Origin of the sequence: Methylobacterium sp. Leaf87 (assembly GCF_001422775.1) — a bacterium.
In the GTDB taxonomy this organism is placed as follows: domain Bacteria; phylum Pseudomonadota; class Alphaproteobacteria; order Rhizobiales; family Beijerinckiaceae; genus Methylobacterium.
This window is the reverse complement of record NZ_LMMI01000060.1, coordinates 1-20,986: the sequence shown is the minus strand read 5'-3', so window position 1 is coordinate 20,986 and position 20,986 is coordinate 1. Positions and strand designations below refer to the sequence as shown.

Genomic DNA, 20,986 nt, shown 5'->3' with positions numbered 1-20,986 from the left:
GCGGCGTGAAGCCCGCTACGGCACCGGCGCGCTGGCCTTCACCCGGGCTTCGGCCGCGACGATGGCCTCGGGTGTGCCGACATGGAGCCATTGGCCATCGAGGCGCAGACCGTAGAGGCGGCCGGCCGCGATGGCGCGATCGAACAGGAGGTTGAGGGAGAAGGCGCCGTCGGGCGTGTCCGCGAACAAGCCGGGCTTCAGGATCGCGACGCCGGCATAGATGAAGGGCGCAACCTCGCGCTCGGCCCGCCGCTCGAGGCGACCGCCCGAACCCATGGCGAAATCGCCCGCCCCCTCGTAGCCGAGGCTGGTGGCCGTGGGGGCGACGAGGAGAAGGATGTCCATGGTCTGCGGCGACCACGCGGCGACGAGGCGACCGAGGTTCGAGTCAGGCCCTTCGAGCCAGAATGAATCCGCGTTGAAGACCACGAACGGATCGCCGCCGAGCAGCGGCAGGGCCTTCTTCACGCCGCCGCCTGTTTCCAGCAACCGGTCGCGCTCGTCGGAGACGACGATCTCGGGCGCGGTCCGGCGCTTGCCGACATGCCCCTCGATGAGGTCGGCGAGGTAGTGGACGTTGACCACGGCCTGGGTGATCCCGCCTTCCGCCGCGCGGTCGAGGGCATGGTCGAGGAGGGCGCGCCCGGCCACTTCGACGAGGGGTTTGGGCACCGTCGCGGTGATCGGGCGCATGCGCTTGCCGAGGCCTGCGGCCAGGACGAAGGCGCGGGTGATGGGAGGCGTTTCGGACATTCCAGCGGGGTCTCGCATGGCGCGTCTGGGCGCGGGAGGAATCGATGAGGACGATCCGGTCCCCCGGGTCAAGGTGGCAGTCGGACCGTGCCGTCGGCCAGGGGAAGCAGGCCGGGGTTCCAGGCCACCTCCCAGAGCGCCCCGTCGGGATCGGCGAAATAGCCCGAATAGCCGCCCCAGAACGTGTCCTGAGCCGGCTTCACCAACCTGGCGCCGGCACGCACGGCATGCGCCAGCACCGCGTCGGCGTCGTCCCGACTCGCGGTGTTGTGGGCGAGCGCAAAGCCACGAAAGCCGCTGCCGTCCGGCGGTACGCCGGCATCCTCGGCCAGGGCCGCGCGGGGGTAGAGGGACAGGACGAGGCCGCCGAGCTGGAAGAAGGCGACACCCTCCGACGCGTAGGCCGAGCGCGTCCAGCCCAACGCTTCGTAGAAGTTCACCGCGCGGGCGAGATCCGCGACGCCGAGGGTGACGAGGGTGAGGCGCGGATCCATCGGCTCAGGCCTCCTCGGGCGCCGGCTCCGGTGCGGCCTTCGGTACGAGATCGGGCAGGTGCTCGATGTGCCAGAGGCGCAAGCGGGTCAGGGCCGGGTGGGCGAGGTTGCGGGTGAGGTAGCCTTCGATCCGCGGAAGGTGGGCGAGATAGCCCGGCTTGCCGTCGCGGCGGTCGAGGCGGGCGAAGATGCCGAGGATCTTGGTGGCGCGCTGCGCCGCCAGCACCGCGTAGGCGCGGGCGAAGCCCTGCATATCGAAGTCCGGCTCGCGATTGCGGCGCTCGCGGACGTAGAGGCCGAGCAGGCGCAGTTCGAACTCGGCGGTGGCGTCGACCCGGGCGTCCTGGAGCAGGGAGGCGAGATCGTAGGCCGGGTGACCGAGCACGGCATCCTGGAAATCGATGAGGCCGATGCGCTCCAGACCTTCACGCTGGGGCAGCCAGATCAGATTCGGGGAGTGATAATCACGCAGGGTCCAGGTCGGCCGCTCAGGGATGACGCTGCCCAGGACCTCCGCCCAGAGCGCGACGAATTCCGAGCGGGCCGGGCCGGGCAGGTCCGCGCCCCGGATCGCCGGGCAGTACCAGTCGGGCAGCAATTCGGTCTCGAACACCAGGGCTTCGAGGTCGTAGGGCGGCAGGACGTGGTCGATCCCGTCCGCCACCGGCAGCACGCCGGGCAGTTCCGTGGCATGGAGTTTGGCAAGGAGCCGGACGGCTTCGGCGTAGCGCTCGGGGCGTGGGCCGCTCGCATCCGTGACCGGCTCGGAGCCGAGATCCTCGATGATGAGGAGGCCCTCGGCGAGATCCTCGCCGTAGATGCGCGGGGCCGAAAAACCGAGGGCCCGCAATCCGCGATCGACGCCCACGAATGCGTGGACGCTCTCGGCGAGCTTGACGATGGCGCTGTAGGGTTTGCCGTTGCGCACGGGGGGGCCGTCGCTGCGAGGCGGCGACACCATCAGCACCGCGCGGCTCCCGTCGGGCTTCATCAGCCGCTCGTAGGCGCGCGACGAGGCATCTCCCTGCATCGGGGTGCGCACGGCCTCGTCCCAGCCGCTGCGCACGAGCAGGATGCGCAGGGCCCGCGCCCGCTTCAGCCGGGCGGCCATGCCGCCTGAGCCGTCGATCCGGGCAAAGCGCGCGCCGTCGCCGAACTCGGCCCGCAGGGAGAGATCCACGGTGAGGATCGGTCCCTCACGGTGGCCCAGACGCTCGGGCCATTCCACCAGGGTGATGGCCGTCTCGGTCATCTCGTCGAAACCGAGTTCGACGAGTTCGTCGGGGCTGCGCAGGCGGTAGAGGTCGGCATGGACGATCTGGCGTCCGCCCGCAGCCTCGTAGGGCTGGATCAGGGTGAAGGTCGGGCTCGGCACGTCGAGGTCGGGCGTACCGGCGAGCTCGCGAATGAGGGCGCGTGCCAGGGTGGTCTTGCCGCCCCCGAGCCCCCCGGACAGGGCGACGAGGTCGCCGGGCTCCAGCAGTTCGGCCAGGAAGCGGCCGAGATCCTCGGTGGCGCCCTCGTCGGGAAGCATGATCTCCCAGGCCGATCTCGCCTCACGCTGAAGCGTGTCCGCACCGTCCTCGTTCAACACCCAACTCCTACCGTGGCCGCGATCCGTCGCGGGGCCGCACGACGTCCAACATCATAGACGCGCATCCTTAACCAAAACCCCGGGACGGCCGAAGGGTCCCGTGGAAGGCTTACGAATCGGATGTGCCCGCTACTCGGCGGCCGCCCGGCGGGTCGTGCCGGTGGCGATCGGGAAGGTACAGGTGACGCGGGTGCCGACGCCCGGGGCGGATTCGAGGGCGACGCGTCCGCCGTGCAGCTCCACGAACGAGCGCACGATGGACAGTCCGAGGCCGACGCCGCGGTGACGCGTCCCCAGGGTGTTGCTCTCGAACCGGTCGAACACCCGGGCGGCGACCTCCTCGGGGATCCCCGGACCGTGATCGACGACGGCCAGGGTCAGCTCGGTGGCGCTGCGGCGGACCTCGACGCGGACGGGCTGGCCCGGCGCGGAGAAACCGACCGCGTTGGACAGCAGGTTGAACAGGATCTGGCGCACGCGCTTGCCGTCGGCGACGAAGCTGCCGATGTCCTCGGGTACGTCGAGGTCGAGGACGATGGCGGCCTCGGCGAGGCGATCCTCGAGACCGCGCACGGCCGCCTCGACGGTGGCGCGGACATCGACCACCTCGCGCGACAGCTCCAGGGAGCCGGCATCGATGGAGGCGAGATCGAGGATGTCGTTGATCATCACCAGGAGCGCGCCCGAGGAGCGCATGATGTGGCCGGAATACTCGCGCTGGCGCTCGTTGAGGGCGCCCACCGTCTCGTCGCCGAGAAGCTGGGTGAAGCCGATGATGTTGGTGAGCGGGGAGCGCAGCTCGTAGGAGACGTGGTTCACGAAGGTGTCGCGCAGTTGCGAGGTGCGCTCCAGGGCGTCGTTCTTGTCGGTCAACGCCCGCTCGACGTTCACGCTCGCGGTGACGTCGATGAGGGTGAGCAGGGTGGCGCCCTCGGGCAGGGGCTGGGCGGCGCAATCGAGGACGGTGCCGTCCACCACTTCCAGGCGACAGGTCAGGCCGGAGCGGCTCTCCAGGCCCGTGATGGCACCGCGGATGTCGAGCCAGGGCTCCTCGTCGGGCGAGAGGGCGCGGCAGGCCTCGATCACCGCATCGACGCGGGGGCGCTCGGACAGGGTCGCGGCGTCGAGGCGCCACAGGGTGGCGAAGGCGCGGTTGGCGAAGGTGAGGCGGCCGTCGGCGCCGAACACCGCCACGGGCTCCTTCAGGGTGTCGAGGGTCTCGGCCTGGACCCGCATGAGCGCGTTGTAGCGCGATTCGAGCTTCATGTTCTCCGAGACGTCGTCGAACAGGTAGGTCAGGCCGCCCTGCGGATTGGGATCGGCGACAACGCGCAGGGACCGGCCGTCGGGCAGGTACCACCACGCCTCGCTGGCCTCCACGGCGCGGTAGGCGGCGAGCACGTCGGCCTTCCACGACTTGAAATCGGCCTGCTCGGGCAGTTTTCGCGACGCGCGCAGGCGGTCGAGGATCTCGCCGTCGAGGGGCCGGGCCTCGAGGAAGGCCTGGTCGAGGTCCCAGAGCTGGCGGTAGGCGGCGTTGTGGAAGATCAGGCGCTGGCGGGCGTCGAACATCGCCACCGCCGTGGGCAGCTGGTCGAGGGTGCGGACGTTGGCGTCCATCTGGCGCTGGAGGTCGGCGCGCACGCTCTCCAGTTCGGACACGTCGACGGCGATGCCGACGCGCCCGGCCTCCACCGCGCTCTCGGTCACGTCGAGGATGCGCAGGCCGCCGGCCACCACGGCGGAGAGGCGCAGGGCGGGGCGGGCGCCGGTGGGGGTCCGGGCTCCGTCGTCGCGGGCGATGAGGTCGCGGGCCTGCCGGTCGAGGAGTTCGAGGCCGAGCGCCGCCTCGCGGCTGTCCGCTTCCACGGCCGCCACGTAGGCGGTGTTGACCCAGGCCAGCGCCCCGTCGCGGTTGCGCCGCCACAGGGGCTGGGGAATCGCGTCGAGGAGGCCGCCCAGCGCCGAGAGGCCGCGCCGCGCCTCCTCGAGGGTGAGGCGCAAGTCTATGAGTTCACGGCGTTCTTCCGTGGTCTCGCGCAACCGCAGGAGGGCGCGGCCGGCGAGCGCCTGACCCTGCGCCTCGACGAAGCGGCCGTCCTGGGTGCGCAGGCTGAGGCGAAAGCCGGTGCCGCGGGCGCGCAGGCCCTCGATGGCGGCGGCGAGGTCGCGGGCGTCGGAGGGCTGGAGCCAGGTGCCGAACTGGAGCAGGTACGCCGGATCGTCGGCCGCGACGCGCCGTCCGTCGAGGGCGAGGCCGGTGTCGCCCTCGACGAGTCCGGGGCCGCGCCCGGTCCAGGTGACGATGACCTGGCGCTCGGAATTCAGCAGCATTTCGGCGCGATCGTGGGCGCCGCGCAGGTGGGTGAGTTCGTGGGTGAGCTCGGCCTCCCGGGCGCTCCAGCGGGCGCGCTCGCGCATGTGGAGCAGGGCGAGGATGGTGGAGAACACCGTCAGCCCGATGAGGATCGCGAGGCCGGCGGCGTTGTGGGTATGCGGTCCGAGGCCGCTCGTCCAGGCGGACGGGTCCGTTCCGGGACCGGCGGCCTGCGCCGTTCCACCGGCGGTTGCGACGACGACAGCACCGGCGCACACCACGGCGCGCGCCGTTCGATCGACCCTCATGATCCGGTCCGCCCCCAAGAATCCCTGACGCGCCGCGCATCGCGACCGCTTCCCCGCCGGCCCCGAAGGGCGTCGGCGGATCACCCCACCTGAGGAATCGACCCCACACTAGCGCGAGGCGGAATCCTCCCGGAAGAGGGTTAAGCCGGACTTATCCGGTTTCGGGCACGCGGGCCGCCGAGGCCGCAGAAAAGTCACAGTACGGTCAAGCTCGGGCGGCCGGGCGCGGAGGGGCGGGCATGAAAAAAGCCCGGCGGAAAGCCGGGCTTTTTCACGAAACCGCGAGGGATGGGGGCGCCCCCGCACGGGGGCGCCGTCCGACTCAGTAGCGGTAGTGGTCGGGCTTGAACGGGCCGGTCTCGGCGACGCCGATATAGGCGGCCTGCTCGGGGCTGAGCTTCGAGAGCTTCACGCCGATCTTCTCGAGGTGGAGGAGCGCCACCTTCTCGTCGAGGGCTTTCGGCAGGGTGTAGACCTGCTTGTCGTACTTGCCCGGGTTGGTCCAGAGCTCGATCTGGGCGAGCGTCTGGTTGGTGAACGAGGCCGACATCACGAAGGACGGGTGGCCGGTGGCGTTGCCGAGGTTCACCAGGCGGCCCTCCGACAGGAGGATGATGCGGTGGCCGTCCGCGAAGGTGATCTCGTCCACCTGCGGCTTGATGTTGGACCACTTGAGGTTCTTGAGACCCGCGACCTGGATCTCGTTGTCGAAGTGGCCGATGTTGCAGACGATGGCCCGGTCCTTCATCGCCCGCATGTGGTCGAGGGTGATGATGTCCTTGTTGCCCGTCGCCGTCACGAAGATGTCGGCGCGGGGCGCGGCGTCTTCCATGGTGACGACCTCGTAGCCTTCCATGGCGGCCTGGAGGGCGCAGATCGGATCGACCTCCGACACCAGCACGCGACAGCCGGCGTGACGGAGCGACGAGGCCGAGCCCTTGCCGACGTCGCCGAAGCCCGCGACCATGGCGACCTTGCCGGCCATCATCACGTCGGTGCCGCGGCGGATGCCGTCCACCAGCGACTCGCGGCAGCCGTAGAGGTTGTCGAACTTCGACTTGGTGACGGCGTCGTTCACGTTGATGGCCGGGAAGAGCAGCTTGCCCTCCTTGGCGAGGTTGTAGAGGCGGTGCACGCCCGTGGTGGTCTCTTCCGAGACGCCCTTGATCGAATCGGCGAGGCCGGCGAACCAGCCCTTGGGCTTCTCGGCGAGCTTCTTCTTCAGCAGGGCGAAGAAGATCTCTTCCTCTTCCGATTCGGGCTTGTCGAGGAAGGCGGTGTCGCCGTTCTCGGCGCGCAGGCCGAGGTGCACGAACATGGTGGCGTCGCCGCCGTCGTCGAGGATCATGTTCGGCATGCCGCCGCCGTGCCAGTCGAACAGCTTCGACGTGTAGTCCCAGTACTCCTCCAGGGTCTCGCCCTTGATGGCGAAGACCGGGATGCCGGCGGCCGCGATGGCGGCGGCGGCGTGGTCCTGGGTCGAGTAGATGTTGCACGAGACCCAGCGGATGTCGGCGCCGAGCGCCGCCAGGGTCTCGATGAGCACGGCCGTCTGGATCGTCATATGGAGCGAGCCGGCGATCTTGGCGCCCTTCAGGGGCTGGCTCGCGCCGTACTCCTCGCGCGTCGCCATGAGGCCGGGCATTTCGGTCTCGGCGATGGAGATCTCCTTGCGGCCGTACTCGGCCAGCGCGATGTCCTTGACGATGTAATCCTGGGCCATGGGGGTTCCGTCTCTCTGCTGCGTGTTGGCGGGGGCTATAGCAGGGGACGGGATGCGAGGCAATCAAGACATAAAGATGTCTTTATGCGAGGCATTCCAAGGTGGCGGTGTCGGGGCCGCGCGCGGTCGGCGCGCCGTATCCCCTTCCGCCCGGGCTGCGCCCGCCGATCCGGCGCGGGCCAGCACCGCTCCACCCGACGATCGGTCAGTGCCGCCTTTCAGGGACGCCGACGCCAGCTTCGGGACGGGCCTGTCCGTCCGCTCCACGACCAATTCGGGCGGATTCTTGTCGGTCCGCTCTCGAGAGGCTGTGTCGCAGGAACGGGCGTTCGCTCAGGGAACGCGAGGGGGCTACTTCACGCACCGATCGGTTAGTGTGCCGAACGCAGATGCCCTTTTTGCAAGGAGAGAAGCCGTCTCCGGCTCGGCCCGATGGTTGTCCGATCTCATTGCGCGCCCGTGGCGACGAGCCAGTCGACGAATGCCGAAAGGGTCGACGTCTTGTCCGCGTCGTTCGGAACGAGGGCCACGTAGCCTGGGCGCGGGACGACGATCTCCGGAAACGGGGCGACGAGCCGTCCGGTCGCCAGGTCGCCGGACAGGACGGGCAGGGGCCCGAGGCCGTAGCCGAGCCCGTCCGCCGTCGCCTGCAGGGCGACGAAATAATGGTCGAACGTCCGGCGGCTGCCCGTATCGGGGGAGAGGCCGGCGGCGGCGAGCCAGTCGCTCCAGTCACCCGGACGCGTCTCGCTCGTCAGCAGCGTGGCGCCTTCGAGGTCGTGCGGTGTGCGCAGGGGGCGGGCCGCGAGCAGGGTGGGGCTCGCCACCAGGGTGTTGGCCTCCCGCAGGAAGGGGACCGCACGGTAGGCGCCCCAGGGATGGTGCGCTCCCGTTCCGAGGCGCGGCTCGCGCCGGACCGCGAGGTCGAAGCCGCCGCGCAGGGCGTTGTGCAGGGTCGTGGTCGTCGTGACGACCACCTCCGCCTCCGGCCGCGCCGCGTGGAAGCCGTCCAGGCGCGGGATCAGCCAACGCATGGCGAAGGTCGTGGGCGTGTTCACCCGCAGGGTCCGCGGGGCGAGGGGCCGGCCGCAGATCTCGGCCGCCGCGTCGAGCCTATCGAAGGTGAGGCTGACCGCTTCCGCGAAGGCCCGGGCCGCGGGCGTCGGGACGCTTCTGCGCCCGACCCGCACGAACAGACGCTGGCCGAACCACGCCTCGAGCACGGCGACCTGACGGCTGACGGCCCCGTGGGTCAGCCCGAGTTCGGCCGCCGCGGCGGCGTGGCTGCCGGCCCGGGCGGCGACCTCGAAGACGCGCAGCGCATGGAGGGGTGGAAGACGGCGCATCGGACCTCCGGGCTCGCATCCGTGAGCTTAGCGCACGGGTCGCGTGAGTCGAACGGTCCTCATCGCCGGATCCTCACGGGTGTAGCCGTTACGGCGTCGGCGGCGGGCGGCCGTGGAAGCGGGCGGCCGTGGAAGGATGAGCGATGACGACGACCACGGCGGAACCGGACGGGCGGGCCACGGGCGCGACGGATGGGGCGGGCGACACCCGCGCGCCCCGGCGGACGCGCACCCTCGCGACGATCGGCGTCAACCACGCCCTGCACGACGGCTACACGGACCTGATCTACGTGCTGCTGCCGGTCTGGCAGGTGGAGTTCGGCCTCGGCTACGTCGCCCTTGCGCTGGTGCGCTCGCTCTATGTCGGCGCGCTGGCCGGCCTGCAGATTCCCGCCACGGCCCTGGCCCGGACGCTCGGGGCACGCGCGGTTCTGGTTCTCGGCACGTTGCTGGGTGCGGGCGGCTACGCGCTGGCCGGCGCCTCGGGCGGTGTCACCGGCCTCTGCGTCGCCCTGGCGCTCTCCGGCGCGGGCAGCAGCACCCAGCATCCCCTCGCCTCGGCGGTGATCGCCCGGACCTATGGGCCGGGGGCGAGGGGGCCGCTCGGCACCTACAACTTCGCCGGCGATCTCGGAAAGGCGGCGCTGCCCGCACTCGCCGGGCTTCTCCTCACCCACCTCGACTGGCGCCTCGTGCTCTGGCTCGCCGCCGGCCTCGGGGTCGTCGTCGCATTCGGGGTCGCCACCCTGCTGCCCCGCGAGCCCGTCCCGCGCGAGGAAGCGCCGGCGCGCCCGCACGCGGCCGTGCCCGGCGCCGGCTCGACGGACCGGACCGGCTTCGGGCTCCTCGTCGCCGTCGGCATGCTCGACAATGCCGCCCGCCCGGCTTTTCTCCTCTACCTGCCGTTCCTGCTGCAGGAGAAGGGGGCGGTCCTGGCGACGGTGGGCGTCGCGTTCGGCCTCGCGGCCGTCGGCGGTGCGCTGGGCAAGGCGATCTTCGGCCGGCTCGGGGAGCGCTTCGGGGTGACGCGCTGCGTGATCCTCTCCGAGGCGGGCACGGCGGTGGCGATCCTGCTGGTCGTCGCGCTCCCGCTCGCCCCAACCCTCGCGGTGCTGCCCCTCCTCGGCCTGATGCTGAACGGAACGTCCTCCGTGCTCTACGGCACCGTGCCGGAACTCGCGCCGCACGGTCGCGTCGAGCGCGCCTTCGCGGTGTTCTACACCTGGACGCTCGGCGGCAGCGCGGTCGCGACGCCCCTGCTCTACGGCCCGCTGGGCGATGCGGTCGGACCGCGCTGGGCCGCCGTCGCGGCCGCGGCCACGGCCTTCGCCGTCGTCCCGATCATGCTCGTTCTGTCGCCGCACCTCGCGCGGCAACCATGAACTCCGTTCAAAACCCCGATGCCACCGATGGCGACCGCTCGGATGCCTCTGACGCACCTGACGCCGCACGAACTGCACCCGTGATGCCGATCACCGGCGGCCGCCGTGGCATCGGGGCCGCGACCGTGCGTCTTGCGGCACGGCGCGGCTACGACGTCGCCTTCAGCTACCTGTCGAACGACGCGGCGGCTGAGGACCTGAGCGCTGCGATCGAGATGGAGGGTCGAGGCGCGATCGCCGTACGAGCCGACAGCGCCGATCCCGCCGAGGTCTCGCGGATGTTCGACCGCGTCGACCGCCGGTTCGGTGGGCTCGATGTCCTCGTCGACAATTCCGCCATGATCGCACGACCATCTCGCTTCGAAGACCTGGACCATGAGCGCCTGCGGCGCGTCTTCTCGGTGAATGCAATCGGCCCGATCCTCTGCGCGCGGCAAGCCGTGAAGCGCATGTCGCATCGCCATGGCGGGCGTGGGGGCGCGGTGGTCAATGTCTCCTCGGCCTCCGCTCGCCTCGGCAGTCCCAGCGAGTCCGTGGACTACGCGTCCTCAAAGGGCGCAGTCGAGACCATGGCGATCGTCTTCGCAAAGGAGGTCGTGCGCGATGGCATTCGGAGGAACTGCGTGCGGCCCGGCCACATCTACACCAAGATGCACGCGAGCGGCGGCGAAGCCGGGCGCGTGGATCGCGTGAAGGACAGCATTCCAATGGGAGGGGGTGGCGAGCCCGAGGAGGTCGCGCGAGCGATCCTCTGGCTGGCCGGCCCAGAGGCCTCGTTCGTCACCGGTACCTTCCTCGACGTGACGGGCGGCAAGTAAGCGCGACCGCTTGTGGAGCGCCGCGATCCATGGCGGACAGGCGGTGTCTCGCTCAGCGTCCGCTCCCGGGCGTCGGGTCAGATAACCCGAACGACTGGGTCGGGTCGGGACCCGTCCGTCCACTCTGCGACCGGGTCGGGTGGAAAGCGGACCTACCGCGTACCGGGACGATCTGTGAGAAGGCGGTATGGTCACGTTCTTCGCTTACGCGGGCGCAGCGCTCGCTGAAATCGCCGGGTGCTTCGCCTTCTGGGCTTGGCTGCGCCTCGACAAGTCGGTGTGGTGGATCGCGCCGGGAATGGTCTCGCTCGGGCTGTTCGCCTACTTGCTGACACTGGTCGATAGCGAGGCGGCCGGGCGCACTTACGCCGCCTACGGCGGCGTCTACATCGCAGCCTCGATCTTGTGGCTCTGGCTTGCCGAGGGACATCAGCCCGACCGCTGGGACTTGAGCGGCGGGGCTATCTGCGTCGCAGGCATGGCCGTGATCCTCTTCGGCCCAAGGGGATGAGCGTTCCGTACGCCAGAGTCCGCCGAGGTTGGATCGTCGTCGGCTGGCTTTCGGGACGCTCATGAGCGTGTGCGCTGATCGATCAATCCGAGGCGGGGTACGACCGTCCGGGGAGCAAGGATGGCACCAGGGGCGATAACCGCGTTCGCGCCGATGCGGCACCCATCTCCGACGAGCGCGCCGAACTTCAGCGTGTCCGACTCTATTGTCTTGCCGCTATAGTTGATCCGGAGGCGAGGATCGGCCAAATCGTTCCGGTAATTCGCGATAATCGAGCCGGCTTCGAGATTGATATCACTGCCGAGAATGCTGTCCCCAACGAAGTTGAAATGAGCGAGCTTCGACCCTCGGAACATGAGGGTCGTCTTGAGTTCAGCTCCGGGCCCAACGATGCAGTCGCTGTCGATCCAGCATCCGCCCCTGATCAAGCATGCCGCTGCAACAAGGCAATTTGGCCCGACGATCAGGGGGCCCTTCATCACGGCACCGGTCTCGACCGTGGTCGTGCGATGAACGGCGATGTCGCCCTCGATCTCGTAATCCGCGTCGAGTGTCGCCAGAATTCCTGTGACCAAACCTGCCGCGTTGGCCACGATATCCCACGCCTCTCCCGTCGCCCGCTCGCCAAGGGGCGAACTACGCCAGGATGCGATATGCGCATCAACAATGTTCATTCGGCACGCACGCGTTTTCCTTACAGCTCCGTGGTCCTTACAACTCGGAGAGTGCCGTACCGTCTACGGCGTGCCAGCCTCGGTCAATCGTTCGCCACGAGTTCGGATGGCAGGCTCCGGGCGATGCGACGGCATTGTTGAACGTCCGGGTTGGGTCCAAGGCCGTGTCAAATTCCGGAGGTGAGGGCTTTTGCGGTTGGGTGACGTCCCGGTCTGGCGAGCAGGGGGTGTTCATCGCGTCGAACGGGTTCCTACGGTCGGGAAACGGCTGGTTTTGGTTCGAGCTCCCCTGGACGGCTTCCCGGCCTATTCGGCGGACGATCGAAGCCCGCGCTCAGGTGGGGGATCGTCCGCCGAGAGTTTGCGGCTTCCCAGAATGTTGAGACCGCGCGTCAAATTTTAGGCCAGGACCTGAAGCGCCATAGCACGTCTTCATGCTCCCACCGCGTCACCCGCCGCTCCTTGCACGTCGTGCAGGACGCCTTCTTCGGGCAGGCAGCGCGTGCATTCGTCCAGTACCGATGCAGCGTCAGGCCATTCTCCACCGTGATGCAGCGGTGGGACAGCCGAACGCTGGCGAGGGATGCGATGCCGAACTCCGGGGAACCCGGCATCCGCGCCATCAATCGAGCGTGAGGACGATCTTGCCGATCTGCTCGTTGGATTCGAGGAATTGGGTCGCCTCCCGGATCCGGTCGAACGGGAAGGTCCGCGACACCAGCGGATCGAGCTTGCCGCTTTCCAGTCCCGCCAGGATGAAGGCCTTCGCACGGGCAAGCGCCGCGTCGTCGCCGACGATCTCGGTGTAGAGGTATCCCTTCAGGGTCAGGCTCTTGCCGAGCACGGAGAACTGCGGGAACGGACCCTCGTCCGGGCTCAGGGCACCGTACTCCAAGAGAATGCCGCCCACGGCCATGACTTCGGCAAACTGCGCGATGGCAGGGCCACCGATCGGATCGAACACCACGCGGGCCCCCTTGCCCCCGGTGATGTCCTTCACGCGCGCCGCCAGATCGCCCCCGTCCGTGGCGATCACATGGTGCGCGCCGGCATCGAGCAGCGCCTGCGCCTTGGCGTTCGTGCGGGTGGTCGCGATCACCGTCGCCCCGACGCTGCGGGCGATCTGGAACGCCGCGATGCCGACGCTGCTCGACGCCGCCGATACGATGACGACATCGCCGGCGGTGAGTTTCGCCTGATCGATGAGCGCGCCCCAGGCGGTGACGTACTGCATCCAGGACGCGGCGGCCTGCTCGAACGAAAGGGCGGCCGGATGCTTCACGACGGAACACGCGGGAATGTTGATGACCTCGCCGTAGGTGGGCCAACGCGACATATCGAGGGTCGGGATGACGCTGACGGCATCGCCCTCGGCGAACCCGGACACGTCGCGGCCCGTCGCCTTGACCGTACCGGCGGCTTCGTAGCCGAGCTGCGAGGGGAAGTTCGCTTCCTGCAGGTAGGCGCCCTTGCGGAACATCACCTCCGCACGGTTGAGGCCGATTGCGCGAACCGCAATCTGCACCTCATCGGCGGCAGGCCCGGGAACCTCGATGTCCTCGATGCGCAGCACATCTGCGGAACCGTATTCGTGAAAACGTACAACGCGGGTCATGGGTCGTTTCCTTATCTTGCGTGCACCGGTCAGATGTCAGAGGCAGATCGCACGCGCGACGCGAACGCCGAACTCGGCATCCGGGTTGGTCCGGCCGTCGCCGACGCGCTCCTGGACCACCGCCACCACGAGGTCGCGCCGCTTGGGCAGGCGGGCCCTTTCGGCTGCCGCGAGCGCGCCCGGCATCTCGTCACGCGTCAGATCCGTGCAGTAGCCCGGCGCCCCGGGTTGCTGGCGCCACGACTCCGCCAGGGACCCCGCGTCGAAGGCGTCGAAGCCGGTCTCCTCAACGAGACGCAGGCCGACGCGGCGGTCTTCCTCGCGGTCGGCCGCGACCGGGATGGCGATGCGTCCCGGCGTTCCGGAGGGTGAACCCTTCTCGGCCAGCGAGCCCGAACCGATGGCGTTCCAGGCCTTGACGATGGGCCGTCCGAGTTGCTCGGAGACCCACAGGCTCTCGACCTGGCCCGCCTCTATGGCGTCGATGGCCCCGTCGCGCATCGGGTAGTAGTTCGAGGTGTCGATGACGACGGTCTTGTCGGGTATCGCCCGGATCAGAGGGGTGATCTTCCGGATACCGGTCGGCGGGATGGAGAGGATGACGACGTCGACATCCGCGACGGCATCCTGTGCCGTGACGGCGCGGGCGCCCGACGAAAGTATGTCGGCCCCGATGGTCTCGGGACCGCGTGAGTTGGCCACCTTCACATCGTGCCCGGCCGCGCTGAGCTTCGTGACCAGGGACTTGCCGATATGTCCGATACCGATGATGCCGATCTTCATGCCCTGTTCCCTGAACGCGTCGGTTGCGATGCAGCAGGAACTATGGGTAGGTAGAGGGATCAGCAAGAACCTACCAAAAGGTGGGTAGCCCACCTGGAGGTTAGTATGAATGCGGGGCGCGATTGGTTCTGCGAGGACCCGAAGCAGCAGCTCGTGTGGGCGGCGGCGACCAGCGAGACCCTGCGGGTGCTGGAGGGCAAGTGGAAGATCGTCATCATCGTCCAGCTCTTTGCCGCAAAGGTGCCGCTACGGTTCTCGGAGCTGGAGAAGCGGATCGAGGGCGTGAACCAGAAGATGCTGATCCAGCAGCTCAAGGAGTTGGAGAAGGACGGCATCGTCACCCGGACGGTCTACCCTCAGGTGCCGCCGAAGGTTGAGTATGCTCTCAGCGCAATGGGGGTTGCGCTCGGGCCATCCATCGAGGCGCTGATCGACTGGGCTTTCGCCCGCCGGGAGGCGATGGGCCTCGCGTCCGCAGACGTCGCCGGCTGATGCATTCGGGGTTGTAGGCGGAACGTCCGCTTCCGGGCGAAGGGCCAGGGTCCGGCTCCCACCCCCAAGCCGAAGTTGCCCGATGGTAGTGCACTGACACCGACTAACGAACCAAACCGATCATCGCTAACACGCTGCCAGAGCGAAGAAATTCTTGACCTGACGTGCACCTTTCGAGTGCGTCGGTGCACTAGGTGGATGGTCACCGAGGCATTGGAGCGGTCTAACGTCAACCACACGCCCAATCGAACTTCAGCTCCCGCACGTCGAGCTGCGCGTTGCCGCCACCGAAATTGTAGCCGCCGAGCTCTTCCTCGAACTCGATGAAGTAAGGACTGAACCGCGGCACGCTCTGCGACGGTCGCATCGTTCCCCCAAGATGGTTGGCGGGCCTGTTCTCCGCCCAAGTGTGCCAACGGTAACCCGATCCGTCCGGGGCATCGGGTGCCTCATAAAGCGGGTGGACGTAGTCCGTCTGTTCGCTGTCGAACCTGTCGCAAGGCACTCGTCCGGCGTTTTGATCGCCCGTCCGCGTCGTCAGTCGCAGTGCACGACGCTCGCATAGCCCCCCGTTAGGCGGCGAGCCAACCCATCTGTATTTACCTTCGTGATTCCAGTAGCTCTTGGCAGCACCGACCTCCAGCCATTCCGGCGACTCGATCAGGTCGCGATACTGGTTGGGAACAAGATCCGGTGGCGAGCAAGCTTGCCCCTCGAACTCGGCCCTGGTGAGCAGCATAGCGGCATAGGCCATCCCTATGTCGTCTTCAAAACGCTGGAGGCGTGAGTGCGCCAACCGCTCAGCTCGCCAGAAGACCGCGAGTTCGGGATCTTCCGGCTCGGGCTCGCCGGCCTTCGCGGACTTCATTGCCTCCGCGATCTTAGGTGCTTTGACGATGGCCCCGCCGTCGTTAAGGTCGACTGCGGACGCGAAGAACGAGATGGCTACGATCTCGGACCCGTGGCAGCGCCAGTCTTCGGGAAGCAGCAATGTGAACCCGTGCTGTAGCGGATAACCGTTGGCGGGATCGATGGGCCATTGCTCGGGATCTATGCCGGGCGGCAGGCCGAAGCACCAACCGTCATGTACGACTCGGTCGAACGGATCGGTCAGGATCTCGATGTCGTAGGCTTTCAGCGGCGTGGATAACATGACCACAGGGTACAGGTCACGCCGCGCTGCCGCAACAGGCACCAAGCGACATCTAGGCTGCAAAGTTCCGCTTTACGATCTGAGCCGATTTATAGTGGACCGTCCGCAGGCTACCCGGTCGTGGCGTTTAACACTGACGCGAAACTGGCCTGCCCCCTGAAAAGTGGTCCTCCCTGAGGTATGGCTTTGAGTCATGTGGAGGATGTCATCATGGGACGGAAGAAGCATACGGCTGAAGAGATTGTCGCCAAGCTGCGGCAGGTAGATGTCTTGGTCTCGCAAGGTCGCAAGGTTGCCGAAGCAATCCGGTCCATCGAGGTCACCGAGGTGACGTATTACCGCTGGCGCTCTGAGTACGGCGGCCTGAAAGGTGACCAGGTCAAGCGGCTGAAGGCCCTGGAGACAGAGAACCAGCGCCTCCGCCGGGCGATCTCCGACCTGACCTTGGAGAAGCTGATCCTGAAGGAGGCAGCTTCGGGACCCGAAGGGCAGCGCCAGCAAAACTTCTGAGCCCGGCTCGCCGTCGGGCTTGTGTCGACTCCGTCGTTGCCGAGCATGGTGTGTCGCAACGCTTTGCCTGCCGTGTCCTGGGTCAGCATCGTTCGACCCAGCGCAAGTGTGCTGTGATGGTCGAGGACGAGGCCACTCTGACAGCCGCCATCATCGCCCTGGCTCTGCAGTATGGGCGCTACGGCTACCGTCGGATCACGGCTTTGCTCCGGCGTGACGGCTGGACGGTGAACGTGAAGCGCGTCGAACGCATTTGGCGCCGTGAGGGGCTGAAGGTCCCGGCTCGGCAACCGAAGCGAGCGCGTCTCTGGCTCAACGACGGTTCCTGCCTGCGACTACGGCCGGAGCACCCCGACCACGTCTGGTCCTACGACTTCGTCGAGCACCGCACGCACAACGGGCGCAAGTACCGAATGCTGAACGTGATCGACGAGTTCACCCGCGAGTGCCTGGCCATCCGGGTCGCCCGTAAGCTGAAGGCGCTGGACGTGATCGACGTGCTCTCGGATCTGTTCAGTTTGCGCGGGGGCCCGGTCACATCCGCTCGGACAACGGGCCGGAGTTCATCGCCAAGGCCGTTCAGGACTGGATCGCGGCGGTTGGATCAGTGACCGCCTACATCGAGCCGGGCAGTCCATGGGAGAACGGGTACTGCGAGAGCTTCAACGCGAAGCTGCGGGATGAACTCCTCAACGGCGAGGTGTTCTACACACTGAAGGAGGCCAGTGTCGTCATCGAGCAGTGGCGGAAAGACTACAATACTATCCGACCGCACTCGTCGCTGGGCTACCAGCCACCTGCACCAGAGGTCGTCATCTGGCCAACGGAACCAAGTGGCTCAGCGCCGCTCGCTCACCCCGCCATCGTCACGCGACCGACGATGCGCTAACTTCGAACTTGGGCCACCGCATGGGGGCAGGCCAGATGGCTGGCATGGCGGTGGCGCAGAACATCCGGCGGATCTGCGCGGCACATAAGATGCTCGACCGTGCCAATCCCTTGCAGTTCACGGTCAGCATAGGCCTGAGCGTATGGGCAAGGGGGGATACCATCGGCACATTGCTCAAGCGAGGCGATAGCGCACTCTACGCAGCCAAGACGGTCAGGCGAAACCGCGTCGCCTTCACGTTTAGCAACATGACGACCGAGATCGTGAGCTGACTCGTCGGCGGCATACGTCCGACGACGGGCCGCCCGAGGTGGCCAGCGCCGCCGACGGAGATTCTCGCCTCCGCGCTTCTGCAATCGACGACAACCAAGAGGCCAGCGTGTCATCCCAGCAGGCCCAACCGCTCCATGTCAGCCTCACCCGAACGGACACGGACCCTCCTCTGTGGTCGTGGTCGATCCACGATGGGGATTTTCTGCTCGTGCGCTCGCGGCCGATCTATGAGAGCCCGGAGAGTGCCCATGAGACCGGTCGCACCACGCTCCCAGACATAGCCCGAAAGCTCAAACGGATTCCGGGGCTCCGGAATCTGTCCTATCGGACAGTTGCTTGTGCCTTATTGAGAAAACCCACCGGTGTGTAGTCTGTACGCGTCCGGTGATGGCCGCGGTCGACGGCATCGCGCACTCGGCTGAAGCCTGACCTTAATGCTGGCGTTAAGGTCAGCGGGTCGGGGCGATGCGGGTCGAGGTGCTTGAGGGGGCCGAACGACGGCGGCCTGACCTTAATGCTGGCGTTAAGGTCAGCGGGTCGGGGCGATGCGGGTCGAGGTGCTTGAGGGGGCCGAACGACGGCGGCGCTGGTCGTTCGAGGACAAGGTGCGGATCGTCGAAGCCTCGTACGAGGCCGGGGTGTCGGTGTGTTCGGTGGCGCGCCGGCACGGGATCGCCCAGGGCCTGCTGTTCACGTGGCGACGCCAGGCTCGGGAAGGCCGTTTGGGCGGGGACGAGCAGGCCCCGGTCTTCGTGCCCGTCGCGATCACCCCGGAGCCGTCGCCGGCGGTTCCAGTTCTGCGGTCGGATGATCTTGATGTTGCGGCCCAGCCCCGTCGAGCGCGGCGYAAGACCGGGATCATGGAGATCGATCTCGGGGGTGGTCGGCGTCTCAAGGTCGACCGGGACGTCGATGCCGCGGCACTGCGTCGGGTTCGGTGGCGCGCCGGCACGGGATCGCCCAGGGCCTGCTGTTCACGTGGCGACGCCAGGCTCGGGAAGGCCGTTTGGGCGGGGACGAGCAGGCCCCGGTCTTCGTGCCCGTCGCGATCACCCCGGAGCCGTCGCCGGCGGTTCCAGTTCTGCGGTCGGATGATCTTGATGTTGCGGCCCAGCCCCGTCGAGCGCGGCGTAAGACCGGGATCATGGAGATCGATCTCGGGGGTGGTCGGCGTCTCAAGGTCGACCGGGACGTCGATGCCGCGGCACTGCGTCGGGTGCTCGATGCCCTGGAGGGCCGATGATCCCGCTGCCGGCCAACGTTCGGGTCTGGCTGGCGACCGGCCACACCGACATGCGCAAGGGCTTTTCCAGCTTGGGGATGATCGTCCAGGAAACGCTCAAGCGCGATCCCCACTCCGGACACCTGTTCGTCTTCCGCGGCCGGCGCGGTGACCTGATCAAGGTGATCTGGCACGATGGCCAGGGCGCGTGCCTGTACACCAAGCGGCTCGACCGCGGCCGCTTCCTGTGGCCGTCGGTGGCGGACGGAGCCGTGACGATCTCGACGGCGCAGCTCGGCTACCTGCTCTCGGGCATCGACTGGCGGATGCCGCAGGAGAGCTGGCGTCCGAGCGCCGTCGGCTGAGGATAACGCGTTACAGAGGCTGAGGAATATGCTCTTCTCAGTGTGTGCCGAACGCGCCTGAGCCCCCGCCGCTTCCCACCGATCTCGCTGCCCGGTCGAACGGCTCAAGCTGGAGGTCGCCCGGCTGCGACGGGAGCGCTTCGGGGCCTCCTCGGAACGCAGCGCCCGGATCGACCAGCTCGAACTGACGTTGGAGGATCTGGAGGAGACGCTCGCCGAGACGGAGGCGCAAGCGGCTGAGCCCGAGCCGCATACCACCCCGACCTCTTCCCAGCGCAAGCCCGCTCGTAGGCCCTTGCCCGAGCATCTGCCGCGCGAGCGCATTCTCCATCCCGGCCCGACGACCTGCGCCTGCTGTGGCGGGGCACGCCTACGCCCTCTCGGCGAAGACGTCACCGAGACTCTGGAGCGGATTCCGGCGCGCTGGGTCGTGATCCAGCACGTGCGCGAGCGCTTCTCCTGCCGCGACTGCGAGACCATCGCGCAGAACCCGGCCCCCTTCCATCCGATCCCGCGGGGGCGGGCCGGGCCGAACCTCCTGGCCGAGGTGATGATGGCCAAGTTCGGCCTGCATCTGCCGCTGCATCGCCAGAGCCAGCGCTTCGCCCATGAAGGCGTGCCAATCGAAGTCTCGACTCTGGCCGGTTGGGTCGGGGCCGTCACCACCGCTCTGTCGCCCCTGGTCGCCCGGATCGAAGCCCATGTCCGGGCGGCCGACCGCCTCCATCTCGACGATACGCCGGTGCCGGTCCTGGCCAAGGGGAAGACCCGCACCGGCCGGCTCTGGACGGTGGTGCGCGACGACCGCCCCTTCGGTGGACCCGAGCCGCCGGCCGCGGCCTACTTCTACTCCCCCGACCGCTCCGGCGCGCNCCGGCCGGCTCTGGACGGTGGTGCGCGACGACCGCCCCTTCGGTGGACCCGAGCCGCCGGCCGCGGCCTACTTCTACTCCCCCGACCGCTCCGGCGCGCATGCCGAGACTTGGCTCGGCGACTTCCACGGCATCGTGCAGGCGGACGCCTTCTCGGGGTTCGGCCGGCTGTACGACCCAGGCCGCAAGCCGGGTCCGATCCGCGAGGCGGCCTGCTGGGCCCATGCCCGACGCAAGTTCTTCGAGCTGGCCGATCTAAAGAAGGCTCCGATCGCCATCGAGGCCGTGACGCGGATCGATGCGATCTTCGCCATCGAGCGCGCCGCCAACGGTCTTGCCCCCGATGAACGCCGCGCGCACCGAAGCATTCGCTCGGCCGCCCTCGTTGCCGACCTGGAGGCGTGGCTGCGGGAGAACCGCGCCAAGCTCTCGGCCAAGGCTCCCACGGCAGCGGCGATCGACTACCTGCTCAAGCGCTGGACCGCCTTCGCCCGGTTCCTCGACGACGGACGGATCTGCCTGTCGAACAATGCTGCCGAACGCTCCATCCGTCCCATCGCGGTGGGCCGCCGCAACTGGACCTTCGCCGGATCGGATGCGGGCGGTCATCGTACCGCTGCCCTCTACACGCTGATCGAAACCGCCAAGCTCAATCGCATCGACCCCCAGGCCTGGCTCGCCGACGTACTCACGCGGCTACCCGACCATCCCGCCAGGCGTATCGACGATCTGCTGCCGTGGAACTGGACCCAGCCTCAGCGCCGGCAGATCGCCGCCTGACACCCCGCCGGGACCACGAACGCGGCCTTCACCGAAGGCGTACGCTACCACCGACCGTGCGACACGCTGGATACAGTTGCCGCGTCGGGGCATGTCGCGCTTGAAGCTTCGT

The 20,986-nt window shown here is 68.1% G+C and carries 18 protein-coding genes and 3 pseudogenes; 9 read left to right on the top strand and 12 right to left on the bottom strand.

From position 1 onward, the window contains the following. Positions 1–15: 15 nt before the first annotated feature. The 6 genes from ASF22_RS21030 to ASF22_RS21005 form a co-directional block, all read right to left on the bottom strand. A complete protein-coding gene (locus tag ASF22_RS21030; RefSeq protein WP_056267992.1) occupies positions 16–753 on the bottom strand; it encodes a nucleotidyltransferase family protein in 738 nt (245 codons plus the stop codon). Positions 754–821: 68 nt separating this feature from the next. Further along, complete coding sequence (locus ASF22_RS21025; protein WP_056176527.1) at positions 822–1,247, bottom strand: VOC family protein; 426 nt, start codon at positions 1,245–1,247, stop codon at positions 822–824. 4 nt (positions 1,248–1,251) lie between these two features. Further along, entirely contained in the window at positions 1,252–2,781 is a 1,530-nt protein-coding gene (gene tsaE, locus ASF22_RS21020) for a tRNA (adenosine(37)-N6)-threonylcarbamoyltransferase complex ATPase subunit type 1 TsaE (protein WP_056176965.1), read from the bottom strand. A 189-nt stretch (positions 2,782–2,970) separates the two neighbouring features. Further along, the gene (locus ASF22_RS21015) at positions 2,971–5,466 is read right to left on the bottom strand and encodes a PAS domain-containing sensor histidine kinase (protein ID WP_056267991.1); all 2,496 of its coding nucleotides are present in this window, start codon (positions 5,464–5,466) and stop codon (positions 2,971–2,973) included. Between the two features lie 322 nt (positions 5,467–5,788). Then, complete coding sequence (ahcY, locus tag ASF22_RS21010) at positions 5,789–7,189, bottom strand: adenosylhomocysteinase (RefSeq protein ID WP_056176521.1); 1,401 nt, start codon at positions 7,187–7,189, stop codon at positions 5,789–5,791. Positions 7,190–7,635: 446 nt separating this feature from the next. Then, complete coding sequence (locus ASF22_RS21005; protein ID WP_056267988.1) at positions 7,636–8,535, bottom strand: LysR substrate-binding domain-containing protein; 900 nt, start codon at positions 8,533–8,535, stop codon at positions 7,636–7,638. A gap of 143 nt (positions 8,536–8,678) precedes the next feature. Between ASF22_RS21005 and ASF22_RS21000 the strand changes: the two genes are divergently transcribed. The 3 genes from ASF22_RS21000 to ASF22_RS20990 all read left to right on the top strand — a co-directional run bounded on the left by ASF22_RS21000 (position 8,679) and on the right by ASF22_RS20990 (position 11,246). Next, positions 8,679–9,917 carry an MFS transporter gene (locus tag ASF22_RS21000; protein WP_056267986.1) on the top strand — a complete coding sequence of 413 codons (1,239 nt, stop codon included), beginning with the start codon at positions 8,679–8,681 and terminating at the stop codon, positions 9,915–9,917. Positions 9,918–10,000: 83 nt separating this feature from the next. Beyond that, positions 10,001–10,735: an SDR family oxidoreductase gene (locus ASF22_RS20995; RefSeq protein ID WP_056267983.1), complete on the top strand. Its 735-nt coding sequence runs from the start codon at positions 10,001–10,003 to the stop codon at positions 10,733–10,735. 187 nt (positions 10,736–10,922) lie between these two features. Next, the gene (locus tag ASF22_RS20990; RefSeq protein WP_056267980.1) at positions 10,923–11,246 is read left to right on the top strand and encodes a YnfA family protein; all 324 of its coding nucleotides are present in this window, start codon (positions 10,923–10,925) and stop codon (positions 11,244–11,246) included. 59 nt (positions 11,247–11,305) lie between these two features. Here ASF22_RS20990 and ASF22_RS20985 read toward each other — a convergent pair whose 3' ends face one another. From ASF22_RS20985 to ASF22_RS20975, 4 genes and pseudogenes are all read right to left on the bottom strand, one after another. Continuing rightward, positions 11,306–11,920, bottom strand: coding sequence for an LpxA family transferase (locus ASF22_RS20985; RefSeq protein ID WP_056267978.1), 615 nt, complete (start codon positions 11,918–11,920; stop codon positions 11,306–11,308). 422 nt (positions 11,921–12,342) lie between these two features. Then, positions 12,343–12,489 (bottom strand): annotated as a pseudogene (locus ASF22_RS25110) (IS5/IS1182 family transposase); the annotation flags it as partial. A gap of 53 nt (positions 12,490–12,542) precedes the next feature. Continuing rightward, the gene (locus ASF22_RS20980; RefSeq protein WP_056267975.1) at positions 12,543–13,535 is read right to left on the bottom strand and encodes a zinc-dependent alcohol dehydrogenase family protein; all 993 of its coding nucleotides are present in this window, start codon (positions 13,533–13,535) and stop codon (positions 12,543–12,545) included. A 36-nt stretch (positions 13,536–13,571) separates the two neighbouring features. After that, on the bottom strand, positions 13,572–14,318 hold the full coding sequence (locus ASF22_RS20975; protein ID WP_056267973.1) for an NAD(P)-binding domain-containing protein: 747 nt from the start codon (positions 14,316–14,318) through the stop codon (positions 13,572–13,574). 105 nt (positions 14,319–14,423) lie between these two features. Between ASF22_RS20975 and ASF22_RS20970 the strand changes: the two genes are divergently transcribed. Then, positions 14,424–14,810 (top strand): helix-turn-helix domain-containing protein, encoded by a 387-nt coding sequence (locus ASF22_RS20970; protein ID WP_056176495.1) that lies wholly within the window; start codon positions 14,424–14,426, stop codon positions 14,808–14,810. Positions 14,811–15,039: 229 nt separating this feature from the next. Here ASF22_RS20970 and ASF22_RS20965 read toward each other — a convergent pair whose 3' ends face one another. Beyond that, positions 15,040–16,005 carry a hypothetical protein gene (locus ASF22_RS20965; protein ID WP_244474381.1) on the bottom strand — a complete coding sequence of 322 codons (966 nt, stop codon included), beginning with the start codon at positions 16,003–16,005 and terminating at the stop codon, positions 15,040–15,042. A 168-nt stretch (positions 16,006–16,173) separates the two neighbouring features. Between ASF22_RS20965 and ASF22_RS20955 the strand changes: the two are divergent. Continuing rightward, positions 16,174–17,362, top strand: a pseudogene (locus tag ASF22_RS20955) (IS3 family transposase). A 44-nt stretch (positions 17,363–17,406) separates the two neighbouring features. After that, complete coding sequence (locus ASF22_RS20950; RefSeq protein WP_244474371.1) at positions 17,407–17,634, top strand: diguanylate cyclase; 228 nt, start codon at positions 17,407–17,409, stop codon at positions 17,632–17,634. A 530-nt stretch (positions 17,635–18,164) separates the two neighbouring features. On the opposite strand, the gene ASF22_RS25105 is transcribed toward ASF22_RS20950, so the two are convergent. Continuing rightward, positions 18,165–18,329, bottom strand: a complete 165-nt coding sequence (locus ASF22_RS25105) for a hypothetical protein (protein WP_244474370.1) — start codon at positions 18,327–18,329, stop codon at positions 18,165–18,167. 545 nt (positions 18,330–18,874) lie between these two features. Here ASF22_RS25105 and tnpB point away from each other — a divergent pair. The 3 genes and pseudogenes from tnpB to ASF22_RS25095 all read left to right on the top strand — a co-directional run. After that, positions 18,875–19,222 (top strand): IS66 family insertion sequence element accessory protein TnpB, encoded by a 348-nt coding sequence (gene tnpB / locus ASF22_RS20940; RefSeq protein WP_056267967.1) that lies wholly within the window; start codon positions 18,875–18,877, stop codon positions 19,220–19,222. A 28-nt stretch (positions 19,223–19,250) separates the two neighbouring features. Then, a pseudogene (locus ASF22_RS25100) lies at positions 19,251–20,094 on the top strand (IS66 family transposase); the annotation flags it as partial. Position 20,095: 1 nt separating this feature from the next. Next, positions 20,096–20,874: IS66 family transposase (locus ASF22_RS25095; protein WP_244474369.1), on the top strand; the 779-nt coding region annotated here is incomplete at its 5' end. Positions 20,875–20,986: the final 112 nt, after the last annotated feature.